Here is a 19,102-nt window from a genome sequence, read left to right as displayed (position 1 = left end):
AAGTGAGAGAGATGACTGCCCAACTCAACGAGCAGGGAACCGCTGCGAAGGCCGGTGCCACAGGCCGCATTGCGCGCGTTATCGGCCCGGTTGTCGACGTCGAATTCCCGGCTGACGGCATTCCCGCCATTTACAACGCACTCACCACCGAGATCACTCTCAATGGTGAGACAAAGACCATCACCTTCGAAACCAGCCAGCACCTCGGCGACGGCCTCATCCGTGCCATCTCCTTGCAGGCCACCGACGGTCTCGTCCGCGGGACCAGCGTGCAGGATAAGGGTGCTCCGATCACCGTCCCCGTAGGCGACGGCGTCAAGGGCCACATCTTCAACGTCTTGGGCGAACCCCTGGACGTGAAGGAATCGGAACTGAACATTTCCGAGCGCTGGCCCATCCACCGCAAGCCCCCGGCCTTCGCCAGTCTCGAGGGCTCCACGGAGATGCTCGAGACCGGTATCAAGTCCATTGACTTGCTCACCCCGTACATCAAGGGTGGAAAGATTGGACTGTTCGGTGGTGCCGGTGTCGGCAAGACCGTTTTGATCCAGGAAATGATCACCCGTGTGGCCCGCAACTTCGGTGGTACTTCGGTATTTGCCGGTGTTGGTGAGCGCACCCGTGAAGGTAACGACCTTTGGGTTGAAATGGAAGAAGCCGGTGTTCTCAAGGACACCGCGCTAGTCTTCGGCCAGATGGATGAGCCGCCGGGAACGCGTTTGCGCGTCGCCCTGTCCGCATTGACCATGGCTGAGTACTTCCGTGACGTGCAGAACCAGGACGTGTTGCTCTTCATTGACAACATCTTCCGTTTCACGCAGGCCGGTTCCGAGGTTTCCACACTGCTGGGGCGCATGCCTTCAGCCGTGGGTTACCAGCCCAACCTGGCCGATGAGATGGGCCTCCTTCAGGAGCGCATCACCTCGACCAAGGGTCACTCGATCACGTCCATGCAGGCCGTTTACGTGCCCGCTGATGACTACACCGACCCGGCCCCGGCCGCGACCTTCGCCCACTTGGATGCGACCACGGAGCTTTCCCGTGAAATCGCTTCCCGCGGACTGTACCCGGCCATCGATCCGTTGACGTCCACGTCGCGAATCCTTGACCCGCAGTACGTCGGACACGCCCACTACAACACAGCGGTGCGTGTCAAGCAGATTCTGCAGAAGAACAAGGAACTGCAAGACATCATCGCGATCCTCGGCATTGACGAGCTCGGTGAAGAGGACAAGATCGTTGTATCGCGTGCTCGCCGTATCCAGCAGTTCCTCTCGCAGAACACGTACACGGCCAAGCAGTTCACCGGCGTCGAAGGCTCAACGGTTTCCATTGCGGACACCATTGAAGGCTTCACGGCGATCTGCGACGGTGACGTCGACCACATTGCCGAGCAGGCGTTCTTCAACATCGGCGGCATGGATGATGTTGAGCGTCAGTGGGCTGCAATCCAGGAATCGACTAAGTAATCATGGCTAATCTCGAAGTTGAAATCGTAGCGGCAGACCACGCTGTGTGGTCTGGCACAGCGACCCTTGTGAAGGGGTTTACCAGCGAGGGCGAGATCGGCATTCTGCCCGGTCACACCCCGCTGCTCGCGGTTTTGGCGCCGGGCTTGCTGGAGATCGCACCCGTGGACGGCGACCGTTTCACGGTTGACGTCGACGGTGGCTTCTTCTCCGTTGACAGCAACCGGGTCGTGATCGTTGCTGATGGTGCCCGCCTCCAAGAGGGTGCATCAGCAAACGCAAGGATTCGCTAGCAATCAATTGATGAACGAACTCAGCACCCCGTTCATCGTCCTGGCCGGTCTATTCCTGTCAGTGGTTATTGCACTGTGCCTGTTTGGGGTGCGCCGCATACAATTGCGGCGCGCCCTCGGCACGTTTGACGCCTCCATCTGCCTCGCGGACAATCGCTGGGCGATGGGGGTTTGTCGTTATCAGGAGTCGGACCTTGAATGGTTCCGGCTCCTTTCGTTAAGCCCAGTGCCGCGCCTGAGAATGGTGCGTAGTTCCATTGTCATGGTGGGCCGCCGCGCACCTGCGGAGGCCGAACTCACCAGGGTTCCGCCCGACGTCGTGATTGTCATGTTGGAATACAATGGGGCCGACGTCCTGCTGGCCATGAAGTTTGGGGCCTACACCGGGCTTTCCTCTTGGCTGGAGGCCGGCCCCGTCGTGGGCATTGGTACGTGGCGCTAGTTCCCAGCTGGTTGTGCAAATTCTGAGCTAGTGTCATAGTCGGTGCCCCGAGATTCGGTGCCTTGGAACCAAGATTAGCGGTGGGATTTTGAATTTTGTGTACGGCCTGAGCCTGCTCACCGGACCGTTTCCCACCATTGCCCTCGTTCTAGGTACCGTGGCCCTGGCGTTTCTGGTGGTTCGCCGCAGCGTCAAGTGGTGGTTTTTTGCGCTGGCTTGTGCAGCCTTTGCGGCCGTGCTGAGTTTTGCCGGTGGCTGGGCCGTCATCCACCTTTGGTATTGGTGGCCAGAAGAGCTCCCCAACACTGTTTTGCTGTACGTGGGGATCACCCTGTGGGCAGTGATCTTGGGGTGTGCGACGGCGGTGGACGGTCTGATGCGCCACCGCCGCTTGGGTGCGGGCACCCTGCACACCTCGGTGCTGCGTTCTACCGCCGCAGTGGTTGCCATGGCCCTGGTCGTGACGGTCTGTGCCGTGCAAATCAATGCTTACTTCGGTCAATACCCGACCATCGGGAGTTTGATCCAGAGCGCCCCCGTCTTGACGCAGGGCGTGCCTGATTCCGCCCCTGCCGAAAACTCCCAACGTTTCATGAAAACCCCTGTCAGGTCCCGATGGACGGGGGCAGATGCGCCGAACGCCCAGGGAGAGGTCCGGTCCGTGGGCATTGCCGGCAAATTTTCCGGCTTTCACGCACGCAATGCCGTGGTGTACCTGCCACCGGCATATTTTTCGCCACAACGTCCCCTTCTGCCGGTCCTGATCCTTGTCAGCGGTCAACCCGGATCTCCGGAGTCGTGGCTGTCCGCCACAAATCTAAAGTACGATCTTGACCTGTTTGCCGCCACGCATGACGGGCTCGCGCCCGTCGTCGTCATTCCTGATCCCAATGGAAGCGATGAGGCCAACACGATGTGCATGAATTCGGATCTGGGCCAATCCGACAGCTATATGGCCAAGGATGTTCCGGAATGGATCAATTCCCATCTAGAGGTTGATTCCAACCCGGCCCATTGGGCCGTGGGCGGATTCTCTTATGGCGGCACGTGTGCGCTCCAGATGGTGACCCGGCACCCCGATATCTTCCGGTCATTTGTGGCGATTTCGCCGGAACGCGAACCTGCCCTGGCGGTCAACCGCCAGGTGACCATCGATAAGGCGTTCAACGGCAATGCCGCAGCCTTCGATGCGATCCTCCCGCTGACGTTGCTTGGCATCAACAAGTACCCGGACGTTCAGGGACTTTTTGCCTCCGGGCATTCGGATGCGCTGTACAGCGAAAATATTACGGTCCTAGAGGAGGCTGCCCGCAAGGCAGGCATTGTAAGTACCAGGGAGTCTTTCCCCGGAGGACATTCATGGGCTGTGGCCAACGCGGCCCTGCCGTCCGCTTTGAGTTTTCTAGAGGGCAGGCTGGGCTTTAAATGAGCTCCGGAAACAAGACGCCTCCTGTCGGCACCCTGCACGGGGAGCTCAGACGCAGGGGAGGCCTTGCCCGGGCGGCCGGTACGTGGGTGCGTCGGGTACCTTTCACCCTGGCCGTCATCGTCCTCACCCTGGTGGTACGGTTCGGTTTCGGATCGCCGTTGGGGAATTTGCATACCTCCGTTAGCGAACCTTGGGGCTTTCAAAGCCGGGACTTGTTGGACGGGCAGTGGTGGTCCATTGTCACCACTATGTTCCTGAGCGCCAACCCGGGAGCTTTGCTGGCCGCGATTGTGGTTTTGGCCGGCGTGCTCGGACTTGCGGAAACCACCATGCGCACGTGGCGCACGGCCGTACTTTTCTTCTCAACCCAGCTGGTCGCCGTCGTACTTTTTGCCTTGACGGTCGAGGTGGGTGTGGCAGCAGACATGGAATGGCTCACGGGAATGAGCCATGCCAGCCTGTTGGGCCCCTTCGCCGCGGCTGTGGGGACGCTGATGGCTGCCAGCCGGATGATCAGCGTGATGTGGCGCCGGCGGGTCCGTGCGCTGACCATGGCAGCGGCGGTGATGCTTTCGCTCTATGTGGGACACGCCCAAAACCTGGTGATCTTGCTGGGGGCAGTGGTGGGGCTGGTCCTGGGCATGGCCGTTGTGCCCGCACCAGGGCGGTCCATCATTGCCCGGTCCACCAGTCGCGAAGTGCGCACCAACCTTGCCATTGTGGTGGCGGTATTTGCCATGGGTCCGCTCATTGCGGCACTTGTCCACGCGCCGGTAGGACCGCTGGCCGTCCTGCGGAACCTGATACTGCATCCGGTTCCCACCCTGACCCAGATCCAAGGCAGTTGCACGGCCGCGGAACGCGGCTGCCAGGCCTTGGCTCACGGTTCCGGCCTGCTGGGGCCGGGTGGGCACCTGCTGGCCCTGATGCCGGTGCTGCTGTTGTTGGTGTGCGCCGAGGGGCTGCGTCGGGGAAACCGATTCGCGCTCTGGACGGCCGTGTACCTGCACCTGGTCATAGGTGTGGTCAGCGGCATTTACCTGCAGGTCTTTGCTGGGTTTGGCTTGCCCGTGCAGCACGGCCACCGGGTGATCAGCTTCGACGCTTCCCTGTGGGAGGTGCTGCCGGTGGTGTTGGTGCCGTTTTTGATAGCTGCGCTGCTGGTGGTGTTTCGGCGACACTTTCACATTGACCCCGACCCGGCGCTGCGCCGTCGCGCTTTTCTCTTGCTACCACTTTTGCTGGGCGTCTTCGTGGCGCTGTACGCCGCGGCGTGGGTGGCTGAAGGCAACGCCAACGGCCAGTACGGTCTGATAGCTCTTGTTGCGAGTTTGCCCAGGATCCTGCTGCCCTACCCGTTCCCGTTTAGCTATGGTGCGGCCGTGTATCCGCACGGCTTCTTTTCCATGCTGCTCTTCAGTGTGGGAGGGGCGGTTTTGTGGTTGGCAAGCCTGTTGAGCGTCCTGGCCCTGGTTCTGAGCCGGCGGGTCATGGACGGTTCGCCTGGCAGTGACAAGGCCAAGGCTGCGAGGCTGGTGAGGCGCGGTGGGGATTCGCTGTCGTGGATGACCCAGTGGCCCAACAACGACTACTGGTTCAATGCCACAGGTAGTGTCGCCATCGCCTACCAGGAACACTATGGCGTGGCCGTGACAGTGGGAGGCCCCATCGGTGAGAGGGACCACTTTGAGAGCGCCCTGGATGAATTCCTGGACCACTGTGGGCAGGAGTCCTTGACGCCATGCTTGTATTCGTTGACGGATGAGCTGTGGACGCCTTTGCGAGAGCGGGGTTTCCGGCGGGTGGCTGTTGCCTCTGAGACGCTGCTTGACATCCAGAGCATGGAATTCAAGGGCAAGGACTGGCAAAACGTGCGCACAGCCTTGAACAAGGCGGCCAAGTTGCACATCACGGCACAATGGTCGCGATACTCGGAACTTCCCACCGGGATGCGCACCCAAATTCATGAGATTTCTGAGGAGTGGGTGTCGGGACGGGCCCTGCCGGAGATGGGCTTCACTTTGGGTGGGGTGAACGAACTCAAGGACGACGCCGTCGTGCTCTGTCTGGCGGTGGATGAAGGCGGGCGCATCCACGGGGTCACCAGCTGGCTGCCGGTGTATTCCAATGGCGACATAGTCAGCTGGACCCTTGATTTCATGCGGCGCAACACAGACGCCTTCAACGGTGTGATGGAATTCCTGATCGCCGAGGCAGTGCTTCACTTCAAGGATCAGGTCTCCACGATTTCACTGTCGGGATCACCGCTGTCGACAAACCCTGACACCGAAGCCGCAGCCGACGCCGACGCCGACGCCGACGGCGCGGCCTGGGGCGCGGCCCGGGAGGCGGGTGGCCCTCGGGAACAGGAGCCGCTGCACCCTTTTGCCACATTGGAGGATTCATCCATGGAGCGGATACTGGGGCTGCTGGCACGGACGCTTGAACCAGTGTACGGCTTTGCCTCACTGGCCCACTTCAAGAGCCGTTTCCAGCCCCGGCACCGCACGTTGTACATGATGTATCAGGACGCCTTGTCGCTGCCTGCCATCGGGCGAGCTGTGGGGGAGGCCTACATGCCCAACGTTTCAGTCCGTCAACTGGCCAGGCTGCTGCGCAAGTCCTGAGCCGGTTTTCCTTAGTGGTTCCTCCACATGCTAGTAATTGTGGGTAGTTGTCCACTTTCTGGTATTAATCTTCTAATAGTGTCGGTGGGTGCCGGTAAAGCTAGGGGTATGGAAGCAACGGCAGGGAGGCCGGGTTATCCCGGATCCACAGGTAGCGGCACTGGTATTGGTGGGCACATCCACCAATTACTGGCCCTTGCCACGGCCCTAGCCCGAACGGCCACCCCGAGCTTTGCAGGCACTGGCCCTGCCACGGCTCCTGCAAGCACTGGCCCTGCCACTGCGCCTGCCACCGCTCCTGCCAGCATGGCTGAGGGGTCCTCGGGGGTCGGGCGGGCCCCGTTCGGGTTGGAGTTGGGTGCGCTCAGCGATACCGAGTCCATGGATTGGGCACAAACCCTCGAACATCTCTCCCGGCTCCTGGCCGGGCTGGGGGTGCAGGCCGCCGCGGACCTCGCGGACCGGGTCCGGGCCGGCCGGTACGACAAAGACGGCTTCCGGACCCCGGCAGAGCTACTGACCAGCTCCTTGAAACTGGGCCGGGGCGAAGCCCACCGCCGGCTCCGCCTAGCCGAGCACCTCCTGCCCGCCACCGATGGTTTGACCGGCACCATCACAGCCCCGACACAGCCGGTGCTCGCAGCAGCATTCTTTGCCGGAGACGTCTCACTCGAGCAGGCACTGATCATCTCTTCCTTCACCGACGAAGCCACCCACCTAGCCCAAGCCGGCCAGATCCCGGAAGGCACAGACCGGGAACTGGAGGAAACCCTCACCAGCTACGCCCTGGTAGAGCCCCCAGACTTCCTACGCCCCCTGGGCCTACAAGCGGTGAACCTGCTAAACCCCGACGGGCAACGCCCCACCGAGGGTGAACTATTAGCCAAGCAAGGCATCTTCTTCCGCCGCCCCCGCCGCGGACTGGTCGGCTTCGACGGCCATCTCACCATCCTGCAATACGAAACCATGCTGGCCAGCATCGACTCCGCCACCAACCCCAACCAACACACACCCATCAACAACATCAACCCCGACGGAACCAACGACGTCACAGAAACCGACAATGGTGCCGCAGGAACCAGCGGTGGCACAGGCAGCCACACACCCGCCCCGGAACCGCCACTACCGGGACAAATAGACATCACGGACTTCATCCGCACCAACCTCAACACAAACACGGGCACAGACGCAGACAACGGCGCTGGTGCTGATGCTGGCACCGGCAACTCTGGTGGTGCTGGTGGTGGTGTTGGCGGCATGGGCCCGGAGAGCTGGCCGCCACCCTCGCAGGGCCCGGCCCCGGCATGGGCATGCCCCGGCAGTCAGGAGCCCTTCACCACCGGGTGGGAACCCACCATCAATGACAACAAGGACTGGTCCACGATCCACGCACCCCACCACCCACCCAACAACCCTGGCGGACCTGACAACGGCGGCGGCCCTGACAACCCTGGCGGACCTGACACCACCCAGGACCGTGGTGCCCGTCCGTGGCCACACCTACTCAATGGCACCAGCGTGCCCGAACCCGGCAGCGAAGAAGACCTACCCGGCCTAGACCCCATCGATCCACACTCCACCGACCCAGCCGTAACCGACCGACGCACCCACGGACAAAAACTCCTCGACGGGCTCATCGACTGCCTCAAACTCGCCGCCCGCACCGGCCTACTCCCGATCACCGGCGGCCTCAGACCCCAAGTATTCATCAGCACCACCCAAACCGAACTCGAACGCAAGAACACCGCCGGGGAACCCCTGGGCATCGCACTAGCCCCCTACAGCGGCCCACAACCCCTAGCAGCCTTCGCCGAAACCCTCTGCGACGCCGACATCACCGGCACCATCCTCGGCGACGGCAGCGAGATCCTCAACGTCGGCCGCACCCAACGCCTCTTCACCACCCCACAACGCAAAATCCTGCTCGCCCGCGACCTCGGCTGCACCTTCCCCGACTGCACCAAACCCGGAACCTGGACCGAAGCCCACCACATCCTGCCCTGGTACGAAGGCGGGGAAAGCAACATCAACAACGCCGCACCACTCTGCGGCCCCCACCACACCCTCACACACCAAGGCGCCTGGACCGTCCGCCTCAACCACGGCATCCCCCGCACACAAAACCCCACCAACTAAGACCACCAGAACCCGCCAGGCTCACTCACCACGGGAGGGGACTAGCTAAGCCACTCCCCGGCGCGCATGACACGCTTGAGCACCAAATCGCCGTCCACTATCAAGGCGTCAGCGCGCAGCCCACGGCGCAACGAACCAACCTCGTCGGTCAGCCCCAGCACCCCTGCCGGGACAACAGTTGCCGAGTGCAGGGCGTCGGTGAACTTGACTCCGGCACCCACTGTGCGCCGCACCACATCCAGCAATGTGGCCGTCCCGCCAGCAATCGAGCCGGTGGCGTCCAGCGTCGCCACGCCGTCCTTGACGGTGACGGGGGAGGGCCCCAGCATGTATTGGCCGTCGGCCAGCCCGGCAGCGGCCATGGAGTCCGTGACCAGCAGGATGTTCTCGGCACCCACCAGCGCGAATACGGTCTTGACGGTTTCCGGGTCAAGGTGGGTGTTGTCGGCGACGAGTTCGACGGCGGCGTGACCGGCCTTGGCTGCCCGCAAACAGGCGGCCACCGGGCCGGGGGAGCGGTGGTGCATGGGAGGCATGCCGTTGAACAGGTGGGTGACAGTCGGCCGTCCGGAGATTCCATCGAACCCGGTGGAATCCAAACCTTCACGGGCCTGGTCAAGGGACTCTGACGCCGTGATGGTGTCGCAATCGGTGTGGCCAACTGACGGGGTTATCCCGTGGGCGGTGAGCAGATCCACGAGATCGGCAGCACCGGGCAGTTCCGGGGCGTACGTCATGGTGCAGATGTGCCCTTGGCCCGCCTCGATGAGGGCTGCTGCCAGTTCAAGGTCGGGTTCCAGGAGGAAAGCCGGGTTCTGGGCGCCGCAACGAGTGTGGGAGAGGAAAGGTCCTTCCAAATGGATGCCGGCCAGCAAACCTTCCTCGGTCAACCGGGCGTAGAGGCGGATGCCGTTGAGGAGGTCTTCGGGCGAGGCCGTAACCATACTTGCCAGCAGGGTGGTGGTTCCAGCACGGTGCAAGAACTCCACGGCGGTGCGGGCCGACGACTCGTTGCCGCTGGGGAAGTCCCCGCCGTTTCCGCCGTGATTGTGTACGTCAACGAGTCCGGGAATGATCCTATGTCCGGCTGGGACGGCGAAAACGTTGGCGGCATCGACGTCGGCCGCCTCAAAGTCCGGGTCGTCAAAATGGTCGGCGCGGCCGGCATAGACAATGCGGTCGCCGGCAATGGCCAGCAAGCCGCCTTCAATCACCCCATGATCAGTGACGATGGAACCGTGAATCAGTTGTTTGATAGGCAGGTGCGCGGCGGTGTCATGGGATTGCGTCATGGCAGTAAGTCTAGCCAAATCCTGCCCTGCGGGGCTTGACCAGGGTGCGCAGCCGCTAGAACAGGCGTGTCTCGCTGTCATCGACGCCGCGCATGGCGTCGTAATCAAGGGTTTTGCACTCAATTCCCCTGTCGGTGGCCAAAACCCGTGCCTGCGGTTTGATCTGTTGGGCGGCAAAGATGCCGCGCACCGGTGCCAGTAGCGGGTCCCGGTTGAGCAGCTCCAGGTACCGGGTGAGCTGCTCCACGCCGTCGATGTCGCCGCGGCGCTTTAGCTCGATGGCTACCGTGGCGCCCTTGGCGTCCCTGGCCAGAATGTCCACGGGGCCGATCGCCGTGAAGTACTCACGGCGGATTAAGGTGTAGCCATCGCCCAACAGGTCAATCTGGGCGGCCAGCAGGCGTTGCAGATCGGCCTCCACACCGTCCTTGATCAGGCCCGGATCCACGCCAAGGTCATGGCTGGAGTCGCTGATGTGTTCGTAGATGTTGATGATCAGTCGGTCGTCGGTCTTGGCAGATTGCACTATCCACTGCTCGACGACGCCGGTCTCAAGATCGACGTCGTCGGGGCTGAGGGTCCGCATGTTGGCCGGTGGGCTCATCCAGTTCAACGGCTTGTAGGAGCCGCCGTCGGAGTGGACAAGAACAGAACCGTCGGCCTTAAGAACTAAGAGGCGAACGGCCAGGGGAAGATGGGCTTTGAGGCGTCCGACGTAGTCGACGGAGCACTTGGCAATCACTAAACGCACGCCTCCCACTTTAGCCGCTGGGCGGAGCGCTTGGTTCGCCACTGGTCATCGCGGGGATAGTTACCCAGGTTCGCCGCGGGCTGACCGGTGCGGCACAATGGAACGATGCCCCGCTCAAACCATCCGCGCCGCCGTCGTACCTCCTTTTCAGGAGGGAACGCTGCCGAGCCGGAGCCTGAGCTGGAGCGGGCTCGGCTTGGCATTCCCCAGCGCGAATCCGCACCCGACGGGGAGTGGGCGGTACGGACCATCACAGCCCAGAATGCGCAAAAGGTCTACACCTGCCCGGGGTGCCACCGCTCCGTGGTCCCGGGCGTGGCCCACGTAGTGGTGTGGCAAGAAGATGCCATGTTTGGGGCCGAAGCCGGATTGCGGGAGCGCAGGCACTGGCACAGTAACTGCTGGCGCACGCGCAGCTACCGGTACAGATAGGGTTGAAGGCATGGCTTTTGACCCTGCATCCCTTGACTTTGTCGATCCCGGAACACCCAGTGCCATCCGGGCATCCACCATCTTGCCCGCACATCGGGAGAACATTGAATTGAGGACCGCCGACGGGCTCACCTTGGTCGGTGAGCTGGCACTTCCGGCCGACGGCGTTGTGCGGGCCACGTTGATCACCCTCCACCCGCTGCCCACCCACGGCGGCTTCATGGACTCGCATGTGTTCAAGAAGGCCTCCTACAGGTTGCCGGCCCTGGCAGGGATTGCCGTACTGCGTTTCAACACCCGCGGCACAACCTCCCCGAGGGGGACCAGCGATGGGGTCTTCGGTGAGGGCGATGCCGAGCGTTTGGATGTTGCCGCTGCCGTGCAATTTGCTGTGGACCGGGGGCTGCCGAACAGGTGGCTGGTGGGCTGGTCCTTTGGTACCGAGCTGGTCTTGAAGTACGGGGCGCTGGCACCCGTGGCGCAGGCAGTAGAAGGCGCCGTTCTGCTCTCGCCGCCGCTTCACAGGGCTGGTGACAGCGACCTGGCCTTGTGGGCAGAGCTTGGCAAACCCCTGACGGTCCTGGTGCCCGAATTTGACGACTACCTGCAACCGGCAGCCGCCGCGGAACGCTTTGCCGCTATCCCGCAGGCACACCTGGTGGCTGTGGCCGGTGCTAAACACCTCTGGGTGGGTGAGAAGTACGCGGCACGTGCCTTAAATGAGATCGCCTCGACGGTGCTGGGGGCCGCCATGGACCTTCCCGTGCAATGGCAGGGCCCGGTAGCGGTGCTACCCGCCTAGTTCTTGTCTTGCCTGGCGATGAAGACTTCCCGCACCAACAACATCACTGCTGCGGCGGTGGGGATAGCGATCAAGGCGCCCAGGACACCGAGCAAACTGCCACCGGCAATCACCGAAATGACGGCCACGGCGCCCGGGACGGCGACTGCTTTTTGCATGACACGCGGCGACACAAAGTAAGCCTCAAACTGCAGGTAGGCGATGTAGCAAATGGCGTAGATAAGGGCTGTCTGCCAGCCACCTGTCAGGCTCACCGCAATGACCACCACGGCCGCCAACATGCCGCCCACCAACGGGATGAACGCCAGCAGGGCGACAATGAACGCCAGCAAGACGCTGTAGGGAACATTCAAAATGGTCATGAGGATGAAAGCGAACGACGCATTGAGCGCTGCCACACACACTTGGCCGATCACGTAGTTGCCGACGCCACGGGTGATTTCCTCACTCAGCTCTTCCACGCGTGCCCGGCGTGAGCGCGGCGCCAAGCGGTATCCCCACTTTTTGATGCCGGGCATCGAAGCCAGGAAATACAGGCTCAGGACCAGGACGATCAAGGTCCCGAAGAGGGCATTGGCGATGGTGGTGCCAACACCCAACACGCCGCCAAAGATGCCACCCACTGCCTGGGCGTTCTGGAAGAACTTTGCAACCTGTTCGTTGATGGTGTCCAGCACGTGGTACTCGACGTCCAGCTGCCGGAAGAAGTTGGAGTTCAGAAAATCGTTGATCCATCCCGGAGCTTTGGTGACAAGCTGGGTGGTCTGCTCAACGATGGTGGGAATCAGCGTGGCAAAGAAGATGGCCACCAGGCCCAGAAGTGCACCCAGGACCAGTACGATGCCGAGGGGGCGCGGGACCTTGCGCCGTTCCAGCCAGCGCACCACTGGATCCAGACCCAATGCTATGAACAACGCAGTGACTATCCACAGCAGCAGCGACTCTGTGTTCGCCAGTATGTAACTCAGGAACAAGGCAATGCCAACACCGACCGTACCCATAAAGCCAAAGTAAATAGGGTGCCGGAACATGCTCCCGGCTGCCGCGGGTTCATGGTCGGTGGGTTCCGGGGCTCCGCTTGTTGTACCTGCGGCTTCAACGGGGAGGTCGAACCGGACACGGGGTTGGGCGCCGGGCACTGGTTGCCTGATCTTGTCCATGATCCATGACTGCAAGCGCCCGTGGCGTGGGGGGCTTTCCGGGGCTTCCTGCGGGACTACGGGAAGGGCAGGGCGTTCAGCTTCAGCACCATGGTCGGTAGCGGAGTCCACGTCTGGGGGAACAACGGGGGTACCGGGCTCAGGTACTTCTGATTCGTGGGGGGAGCTCAAGGAAGGCTGCCTTCGTGTCCGGGTGGCACGAGCGGAAAATCTGACCCCGCTCGTTCTTGGTGACTTGACATTACCAGCGCGTTTGCTCACCAAGAGCCATTTTGGGCGGGTGGGTTTCCGTGGGTTCCGACAAAATGGCAGGAGCACAAAGTATCGCTAAGAGTGAGATTTGACTCTCAAACACCCTCAAAGATAACGATTCGGTTACCCTTGAGGAGACGATGAAAGTAGTTTTCCGCCGATGTTAGGTATGTACTTGCGTTCAAAGATTGCAATTGTGTTGGCTATATTGGGCCTGCTTGTTCTGGGATTAGGGATAGGACAGCGCACTGTTTGGCTACCCCCTGCCACTGTCACGGCAACGGTGGGTGACACTGTTGCGGCAGCGCCGCTGACAGTTATCTCTCCGGAAGTGCTGGCCACCGCTGATGGAAAGTTCACCTTGACCATCAAGTCGGCCGGGCCCATCCAGCTGGCCGTTGGGCAGCAAGCCGATATTTCCGGCTGGGTTGGCGATGCCGCACACACCACGGTGACCGGTGCCAACGGCGATTTTTCGGCGCTGACCACAGAGAGCAAGACAGGCGCAGAAACTGTTCCCAATCCCGCTGGATCTGACATGTGGGTCAGCGAGGAAAAGGCCACCGGTGAACTCAGCTACACGTGGGAGAGCCCGGGGCACGGGGACTGGGCGCTTTTGCTCTCCTCCGATGGAACAGCACCTGCTCCCACAGATATTTCACTGACGAAGACCAATGACACAGCGACCCCGTGGGCGGTGCCGTTGATGATCATCGGCTCGGTGCTGCTCGCGCTGGCGGCCCTGATGCTGTGGGTTGCCCCGCGCAAGCCACAGGTGGCCACAGCCGGACGTCGTACGGCAGGCAAGGCTCCCTCGGATCCCGCAACAGGCGCCATGGCAGTGGCAAAGATAGTTGCGGCGAAGGAAAATGCTGGCAACGACGGCGCACCGACCCAGCACTCCACCATCTCCGCGTTGCACAGCGCCGAGCGGGAAGCGATTGCCGGTCACAGCGACCCCGAGAGTACCGGGGCGGACCGCGACGATACGCCGGTGCACCCCGGCGCTGCGGCGTCCTTGCCCACAGGTGTTTTTGATGCCGTAACTGCGGAGGTGGCCAGCGGCGAGGTTGTCGGCGAGGTCGCGGGAGCCGAAGAGTCCCCTGCCGAGGGCACGGATGCCCCGGAAGATGATTCAAAAAATGACCCCGACAACACGCCCGACGGCCCCTCCGGGAACGGCACTGGCCTTGACAATGATTCCAGTGGCGGCCAGGAGGGCAAACCGGCCGAAGGCGCCGACACCAGCCCCGCCAAGGGGAAAGGCGCCGGCAGGAAGCCGCGGAAGCCTAGGAACCCCGGGAAGGCTGAATTTTCTCTTCCGCCCGCCACGGACGGGCCACCTGCAAGGACACCAGGAAAAATGATGGGCATGTCGGTGAAGGCCATGTCGGTGAAGGCACGGTGGGGTGCGGCACTGACAGCCATCCTGCTGGCAGGCAGTATGGGCCCGGCAGTAGCCGAGGACGCCACCCCCAGCACGGCTCCCGAAACGGCAGCCAGCGCCACGCCGTCGGCCACAGCATCAGCGCCCGCGAAAGCACAGAAGGCTGGTTTTCCGACGCTGTTGGAAAGCCAGGTGCAGCGTATTGCCACCTCCGTGGCCACAGCGGTGGCCACGGGAGATAACGCCAAGAACGCCACGGAGCTTGACTCCCGCGTTGCAGGCTTGGCACTGGCATCCCGTGCGGCCAACTACAAGATCCGCTCCACCGTGGACACCGAAGCTGCGCCGCAGCCTGTCAATAGCTCTAGATTGCTGGCCAGGGTCGTGCCAACGACTTTGACATGGCCGCGGACGGCGATGTTTGTGACCCAGGGCGAGAACAACCCCCTGCCGCAGTTGCTCACACTGGTGCAGAACAGTCCGCGCGAACAATACAAACTCGTGACGGCGTCCCCGTTGTTGCCCGGACAGACTTTCCCTGCCGTGGACAAGGAAGGCTCCGCCAGCGTGCCCTTGGATTCAGCCACCGGCTTGTTGATGAGCCCCAAGGATGCTGTGGCCGGATTGAGTGACAGCCTGATCACGGCCGACAGCAAGTGGAAGGCGAGCTTCAAGGAGAGCGTCTACACCACCGATGTGGCTGCATATCAGGCCAAGACTTTGGAGGATTCCAAGGACGCCACCGTGGTGTTCACCCACAAGGCCGACGACAAGTTGACATTTGCCATGCGCACTGCCGACGGCGGCGCCATGGTGGTGGTGGGGTACACCTTCTCCGTGGATTCCACACCCAAGCAGGATGCCAAAGTCAACGTGCCCAGCCCTGCAGCAGCTGCCTTGGCTGGTGGGCAGGAGTCCGCCACTGGCGTGGTGGTTGGCTTTGCGGAACCGGTCGTGATGTACATCCCGCCGACCGCCGACGGCCAGGTCACGATCGTCTCCGCGACGCGTGACTTGATTAGCGCAGCGTTCAAGTAGCAGTCCGCAAATGAAGTTTCGCCCGCGGCGTGAAGTAGATCCTCGCGGGCGCTGCACAGTTAGAGTGGGTTCATGAGTCCAAACAGTTCCGTCCCTGCCAGCCCGACGTCCGGGATCAACCTTCGCGGCGCCGTCGACCTTTCTGCCTTGAAAAACCGTGCCACGGCACCGGCGCCGGGCGAGAATGGTGGTTCACCATATGCCGTTGACGTCAACGAGCAAAGTTTCCAGGAATTTGTGGGCCTGTCCCAAAAGGTGCCTGTCGTTGTCTCGCTGGGATCGGCGCGCTCACAGCAGTCGGTATCACTGAACGCACTGTTGGAACGGCTCATGAATGACTTTGGCGGCAAGATCGCCTTGGGCCGGGTTGATGCGGACGCTAGCCCGCAGATCACCGCGGCTTTTGGCGTCGTCTCACTTCCCACCGTGGTGGCCTTGGTCAAGGGCCAGCCCGTTCCCTTGTTCGAGGGCGACATGCCCGAGGAGCAGGTTAAAGCGTTGCTGGATGAGCTGTTGAAGGTGGCCGCCAGCAATGGCGTCACAGGAAACCTTGGGGGTGCCCCGGATCCGGAGGCTGCCCTGGCCCCGCCGCTGCCGCCCCTGCACCAAGCGGCTTTTGACGCCATCGAAGCAGGGGATTTGGCTGGCGCACAGGAAGCGTATGAGAAAGCCTTGGCGGAGAAGCCGAACGACGCCGACGCGAAGGTTGGGCTGGCACAGGTTCACCTCATGCGCCGCACGGCTGAGCTGGATGTGGCGCAGGCGCAGGAATGCAGGGCGCGCGCCGCCGGGGATCCGCACGATCTGGAAGCACAGCTGGCAGTGGCTGATTTGGATGTCACTGGCGGCCATGTAGAGGACGCCTTTGCCCGGATCGTGAAGTTCATTTCGGTGCATTTTGGTCCCGAACGTGAAACGGCCCGGGTGCGCCTGCTTGAACTGTTCGAGGTCATCGGGGTCGGTGACCCGCGGGTTTCCACCGCACGCCAGGCATTGGCCCGCGCGTTGTTCTAGTCCCTTGGCTCCCCGAGGCAAAGTCATCCTTAGGGATGGCGGTGGCTGCTGTCACAGTTGTTAGTGTGGCAGTATGACCGAGAATTTCCCGCTTAGATTCGATGCCCCGGCCGGTTCCACCAAACCCCCGGCGCTGTCCATCCGTGGTTTGCGGAAACATTTTGGCGCCAAAGTTGCCGTTGACGGCATCGACCTGGATGTCCCCGCAGGCTCCTTTTACGCCCTCGTCGGGCCCAATGGCGCCGGCAAGACCACCTCCTTGTCCATGGCCACGGGACTGTTGCGTCCGGATGCCGGGGCGGTGTGGGTGCACGGGGTGGACGTGTGGGCCAGCCCCTTGGAAGCTAAACGGCTGATGGGGTTGCTGCCCGACGGGGTGCGCCTGTTTGACCGGCTGACGGGCGAACAACTGGTCAGCTATGCCGGGCTGCTGCGCGGCATGGACAAGGACACTGTGGCAGAACGTGTCCACGACCTGCTGGCCGTGCTCGACCTGGCCAAGGACGCCGGCACCTTGGTGGTTGACTATTCAGCCGGCATGACCAAGAAGATTGCCCTGGCCGCGGCCATGATCCATGCACCCAAGCTGCTGGTGTTGGATGAGCCCTTTGAGTCGGTGGATCCAGTGTCCGCGGCAAATATCCGTGACATCCTCACCGACTATGTCAGCTCCGGCGGCACCGTCATTGTTTCCAGCCACGTCATGGACCTGGTCCAGCGCATGTGCGACCATGTGGCAGTCATTGCCGGCGGTCACGTCCTGGCAGCTGGCACGGTGGAGGCTGTGCGCGGCGGGCAGAGCCTGGAAGATAAATTCGTGGAACTCGTAGGCGGACGGAACCAGACTGCGGGGTTGAAATGGTTGCGCAGCTCCTAAGACTCAAACTCACGCTCCTGCGCAACTCGCTCAAGCGCAGCACCATGCAAATCGTGGGGCTCATCATTGCCGGAATATACGGATTGGGCATGCTGGGCTTGGTGTTGGTGGGGCTCGCCGCCCTGGGCGCCGCCGATGCGCAGACCATCGGCACAGTGGCGGTCCTGGCCGGATCCGCGGTGATTCTAGGCTGGCTGGTGATCCCCGTGGTTGCCTCTGGCCTGGACATGACCCTGGACCCTACCCGTTTCACCACCTACGCGATACCCATGAAAAGTCTTCTGGTGGGTTTGGCACTGTCCGGGTTCATCGGTATTCCCGGGGCTGTGACACTCTTGGCCGCGATGGGCACCGCGGCCTCCTGGTGGCGCCACCCCGTAGCGGGTGTGGTGGCCCTGATGTGCGGCGCGTTGGCGGCGCTGACCTGCATTGTGGCCTCGCGGGCCATCACCGCAGCCAGCACCAGCCTGGCGTCCTCAAGGAGGTTCAAGGATGTCAGCGGCATTGTCCTGCTGGTGCCGTTGATGCTATTGGGGCCCATCATTGGCAGTGTCTCTGCAGGCATCAGCGACCTCTCGGCATACCTGCCGTCCCTGGCCAACACCCTCTCCTGGACGCCGCTGGGAGCCGTCTGGGCCGTCCCCGCCGAGGTGGCCCAAGGCGCCTACGGCGCGGCGGGGCTGAAGTTCCTCATTGCCCTTGCAACCATTGCCGCGCTGGCCTGGATCTGGAAAGTGTGCCTGGCCAAGGCCCTCGTCACGCCCGCGTTTGCCGGCGGCAGCCAGCGGGGTGCCGGCAAAATGGGCTTCTTTACTTGGTTCCCTCAAACCCCTACGGGAGCTGTGGCCGCCCGGTGCCTGACCTACTGGATCCGCGACCCCCGGTACAGTGCCGGGCTGATCATCGCACCCTTGTTGCCGCTGGTGCTGGTGTTTGCCGGTAGCCAGGCGGGCGGGCTGGGCTCGATGGGTACGGTTCTGGGCTACGGCGGCGCGTTTGCTGCATTCATGATTGCCTGGAGCATCTCCTCTGACATCTCCTACGACAACACGGCGTTCGCGCTACACCTTGCCACGGGCATTTCCGGCCGGGCTGACAGGTCTGGGCGAGTTGTGGCGGCCGCTGTCCTTGCCCTGCCACTGGGCCTGCTGTTCTCGATGGTAGGCGCTGTTGTCTCAGGCAATTGGGCGGCATTCCCGGCAACGCTGGGGCTGGTGTTTGTTGCCACTGGTGCAGGTCTGGGCCTGGCTAGTATCTTTTCCGCACGCTTCATCATGAATGTGCCGCTTCCGGGGGAGAGCCCCATGAAGTCCAAACCCGGCAACAACTTTTCCTCAGTCCTGGTCCAGCTGGCCGGATTTGGTGGCGCCGGGCTGCTGTGCGTGCCTGTCGCGGTCCTGGTCGTCATCGCGGCAGTCTCCGGGCAGCCGATGTTCGGCTGGCTGGCACTCGTGGCCGGAGTGGTGTTCGGCGCCGGCTATGTGGCATTGGGAATCCGGTGGGGTGCGCGGGAATATAACCAGCGCGGGCCGGAACTGTTGCTCGCCGTTTCAGTTGACCGCTGACACTGGATAAGGTTAGGGCTAGAAAACAACAAGTCACGGCAATAGCGCCCTGTCCAGCCGCCGGTCTCCGGCAGGGTGTTGACGGGGCGTTGTTGCATTGTGTGAGTCTAGCTGCGAGAAGTCGCAAACGTACCCG

The 19,102-nt window shown here is 62.4% G+C and carries 15 protein-coding genes; 12 read left to right on the top strand and 3 right to left on the bottom strand.

Translation table 11 applies throughout. The features are described from left to right. Positions 1-11: 11 nt before the first annotated feature. The 6 genes from atpD to AOC05_RS10130 all read left to right on the top strand — a co-directional run bounded on the left by atpD (position 12) and on the right by AOC05_RS10130 (position 8,396). Positions 12-1,469 (top strand): F0F1 ATP synthase subunit beta, encoded by a 1,458-nt coding sequence (gene atpD / locus AOC05_RS10155; RefSeq protein WP_062007119.1) that lies wholly within the window; start codon positions 12-14, stop codon positions 1,467-1,469. A 2-nt stretch (positions 1,470-1,471) separates the two neighbouring features. After that, positions 1,472-1,762, top strand: coding sequence for a F0F1 ATP synthase subunit epsilon (locus AOC05_RS10150; protein ID WP_062007118.1), 291 nt, complete (start codon positions 1,472-1,474; stop codon positions 1,760-1,762). 10 nt (positions 1,763-1,772) lie between these two features. After that, the gene (locus tag AOC05_RS10145) at positions 1,773-2,204 is read left to right on the top strand and encodes a DUF2550 domain-containing protein (protein WP_062007117.1); all 432 of its coding nucleotides are present in this window, start codon (positions 1,773-1,775) and stop codon (positions 2,202-2,204) included. A 97-nt stretch (positions 2,205-2,301) separates the two neighbouring features. Continuing rightward, positions 2,302-3,633 carry an alpha/beta hydrolase gene (locus AOC05_RS10140; RefSeq protein WP_062007116.1) on the top strand — a complete coding sequence of 444 codons (1,332 nt, stop codon included), beginning with the start codon at positions 2,302-2,304 and terminating at the stop codon, positions 3,631-3,633. After that, the gene (locus AOC05_RS10135; protein ID WP_062007115.1) at positions 3,630-6,260 is read left to right on the top strand and encodes a phosphatidylglycerol lysyltransferase domain-containing protein; all 2,631 of its coding nucleotides are present in this window, start codon (positions 3,630-3,632) and stop codon (positions 6,258-6,260) included. Before AOC05_RS10140 ends, AOC05_RS10135 begins: the two co-directional genes overlap by 4 nt. Positions 6,261-6,368: 108 nt before the next feature. Further along, a complete protein-coding gene (locus AOC05_RS10130; protein ID WP_062007114.1) occupies positions 6,369-8,396 on the top strand; it encodes an HNH endonuclease signature motif containing protein in 2,028 nt (675 codons plus the stop codon). A 41-nt stretch (positions 8,397-8,437) separates the two neighbouring features. On the opposite strand, the gene AOC05_RS10125 is transcribed toward AOC05_RS10130, so the two are convergent. Both AOC05_RS10125 and nucS read right to left on the bottom strand, forming a co-directional pair. Then, entirely contained in the window at positions 8,438-9,688 is a 1,251-nt protein-coding gene (locus tag AOC05_RS10125; protein WP_062007113.1) for an N-acetylglucosamine-6-phosphate deacetylase, read from the bottom strand. Between the two features lie 55 nt (positions 9,689-9,743). Continuing rightward, positions 9,744-10,439, bottom strand: a complete 696-nt coding sequence (gene nucS, locus AOC05_RS10120) for an endonuclease NucS (RefSeq protein WP_062007112.1) — start codon at positions 10,437-10,439, stop codon at positions 9,744-9,746. Positions 10,440-10,544: 105 nt separating this feature from the next. Here nucS and AOC05_RS10115 point away from each other — a divergent pair, with 105 nt between their 5' ends. Together AOC05_RS10115 and AOC05_RS10110 are read left to right on the top strand one after the other, a co-directional pair. Then, entirely contained in the window at positions 10,545-10,871 is a 327-nt protein-coding gene (locus tag AOC05_RS10115) for a hypothetical protein (RefSeq protein WP_062007111.1), read from the top strand. A 10-nt stretch (positions 10,872-10,881) separates the two neighbouring features. Next, positions 10,882-11,673, top strand: coding sequence for an alpha/beta hydrolase (locus tag AOC05_RS10110; RefSeq protein ID WP_062007110.1), 792 nt, complete (start codon positions 10,882-10,884; stop codon positions 11,671-11,673). Here the strand turns inward: AOC05_RS10110 and AOC05_RS10105 are convergent. Next, positions 11,670-12,833 (bottom strand): AI-2E family transporter, encoded by a 1,164-nt coding sequence (locus AOC05_RS10105; RefSeq protein ID WP_062007109.1) that lies wholly within the window; start codon positions 12,831-12,833, stop codon positions 11,670-11,672. The two genes, AOC05_RS10110 and AOC05_RS10105, sit on opposite strands and share 4 nt — an antisense overlap. 427 nt (positions 12,834-13,260) lie before the next feature. Here AOC05_RS10105 and AOC05_RS10100 point away from each other — a divergent pair, with 427 nt between their 5' ends. The 4 genes from AOC05_RS10100 to AOC05_RS10085 all read left to right on the top strand — a co-directional run bounded on the left by AOC05_RS10100 (position 13,261) and on the right by AOC05_RS10085 (position 18,966). Further along, positions 13,261-15,510: a hypothetical protein gene (locus AOC05_RS10100; RefSeq protein ID WP_157374958.1), complete on the top strand. Its 2,250-nt coding sequence runs from the start codon at positions 13,261-13,263 to the stop codon at positions 15,508-15,510. A gap of 72 nt (positions 15,511-15,582) precedes the next feature. Continuing rightward, entirely contained in the window at positions 15,583-16,524 is a 942-nt protein-coding gene (locus AOC05_RS10095; protein WP_062007107.1) for a tetratricopeptide repeat protein, read from the top strand. 73 nt (positions 16,525-16,597) lie between these two features. After that, entirely contained in the window at positions 16,598-17,401 is an 804-nt protein-coding gene (locus tag AOC05_RS10090) for an ABC transporter ATP-binding protein (RefSeq protein WP_062007106.1), read from the top strand. Next, the gene (locus AOC05_RS10085; RefSeq protein ID WP_062007105.1) at positions 17,383-18,966 is read left to right on the top strand and encodes a hypothetical protein; all 1,584 of its coding nucleotides are present in this window, start codon (positions 17,383-17,385) and stop codon (positions 18,964-18,966) included. The genes AOC05_RS10090 and AOC05_RS10085 overlap by 19 nt, the downstream gene beginning before the upstream one ends. The last annotated feature ends 136 nt before the right edge of the window (positions 18,967-19,102 follow it).

The sequence above is a fragment of the Arthrobacter alpinus genome (assembly GCF_001294625.1).
Classification (GTDB): domain Bacteria; phylum Actinomycetota; class Actinomycetes; order Actinomycetales; family Micrococcaceae; genus Specibacter; species Specibacter alpinus_A.
This window is presented reverse-complemented; position numbering and strand designations above follow the sequence as displayed.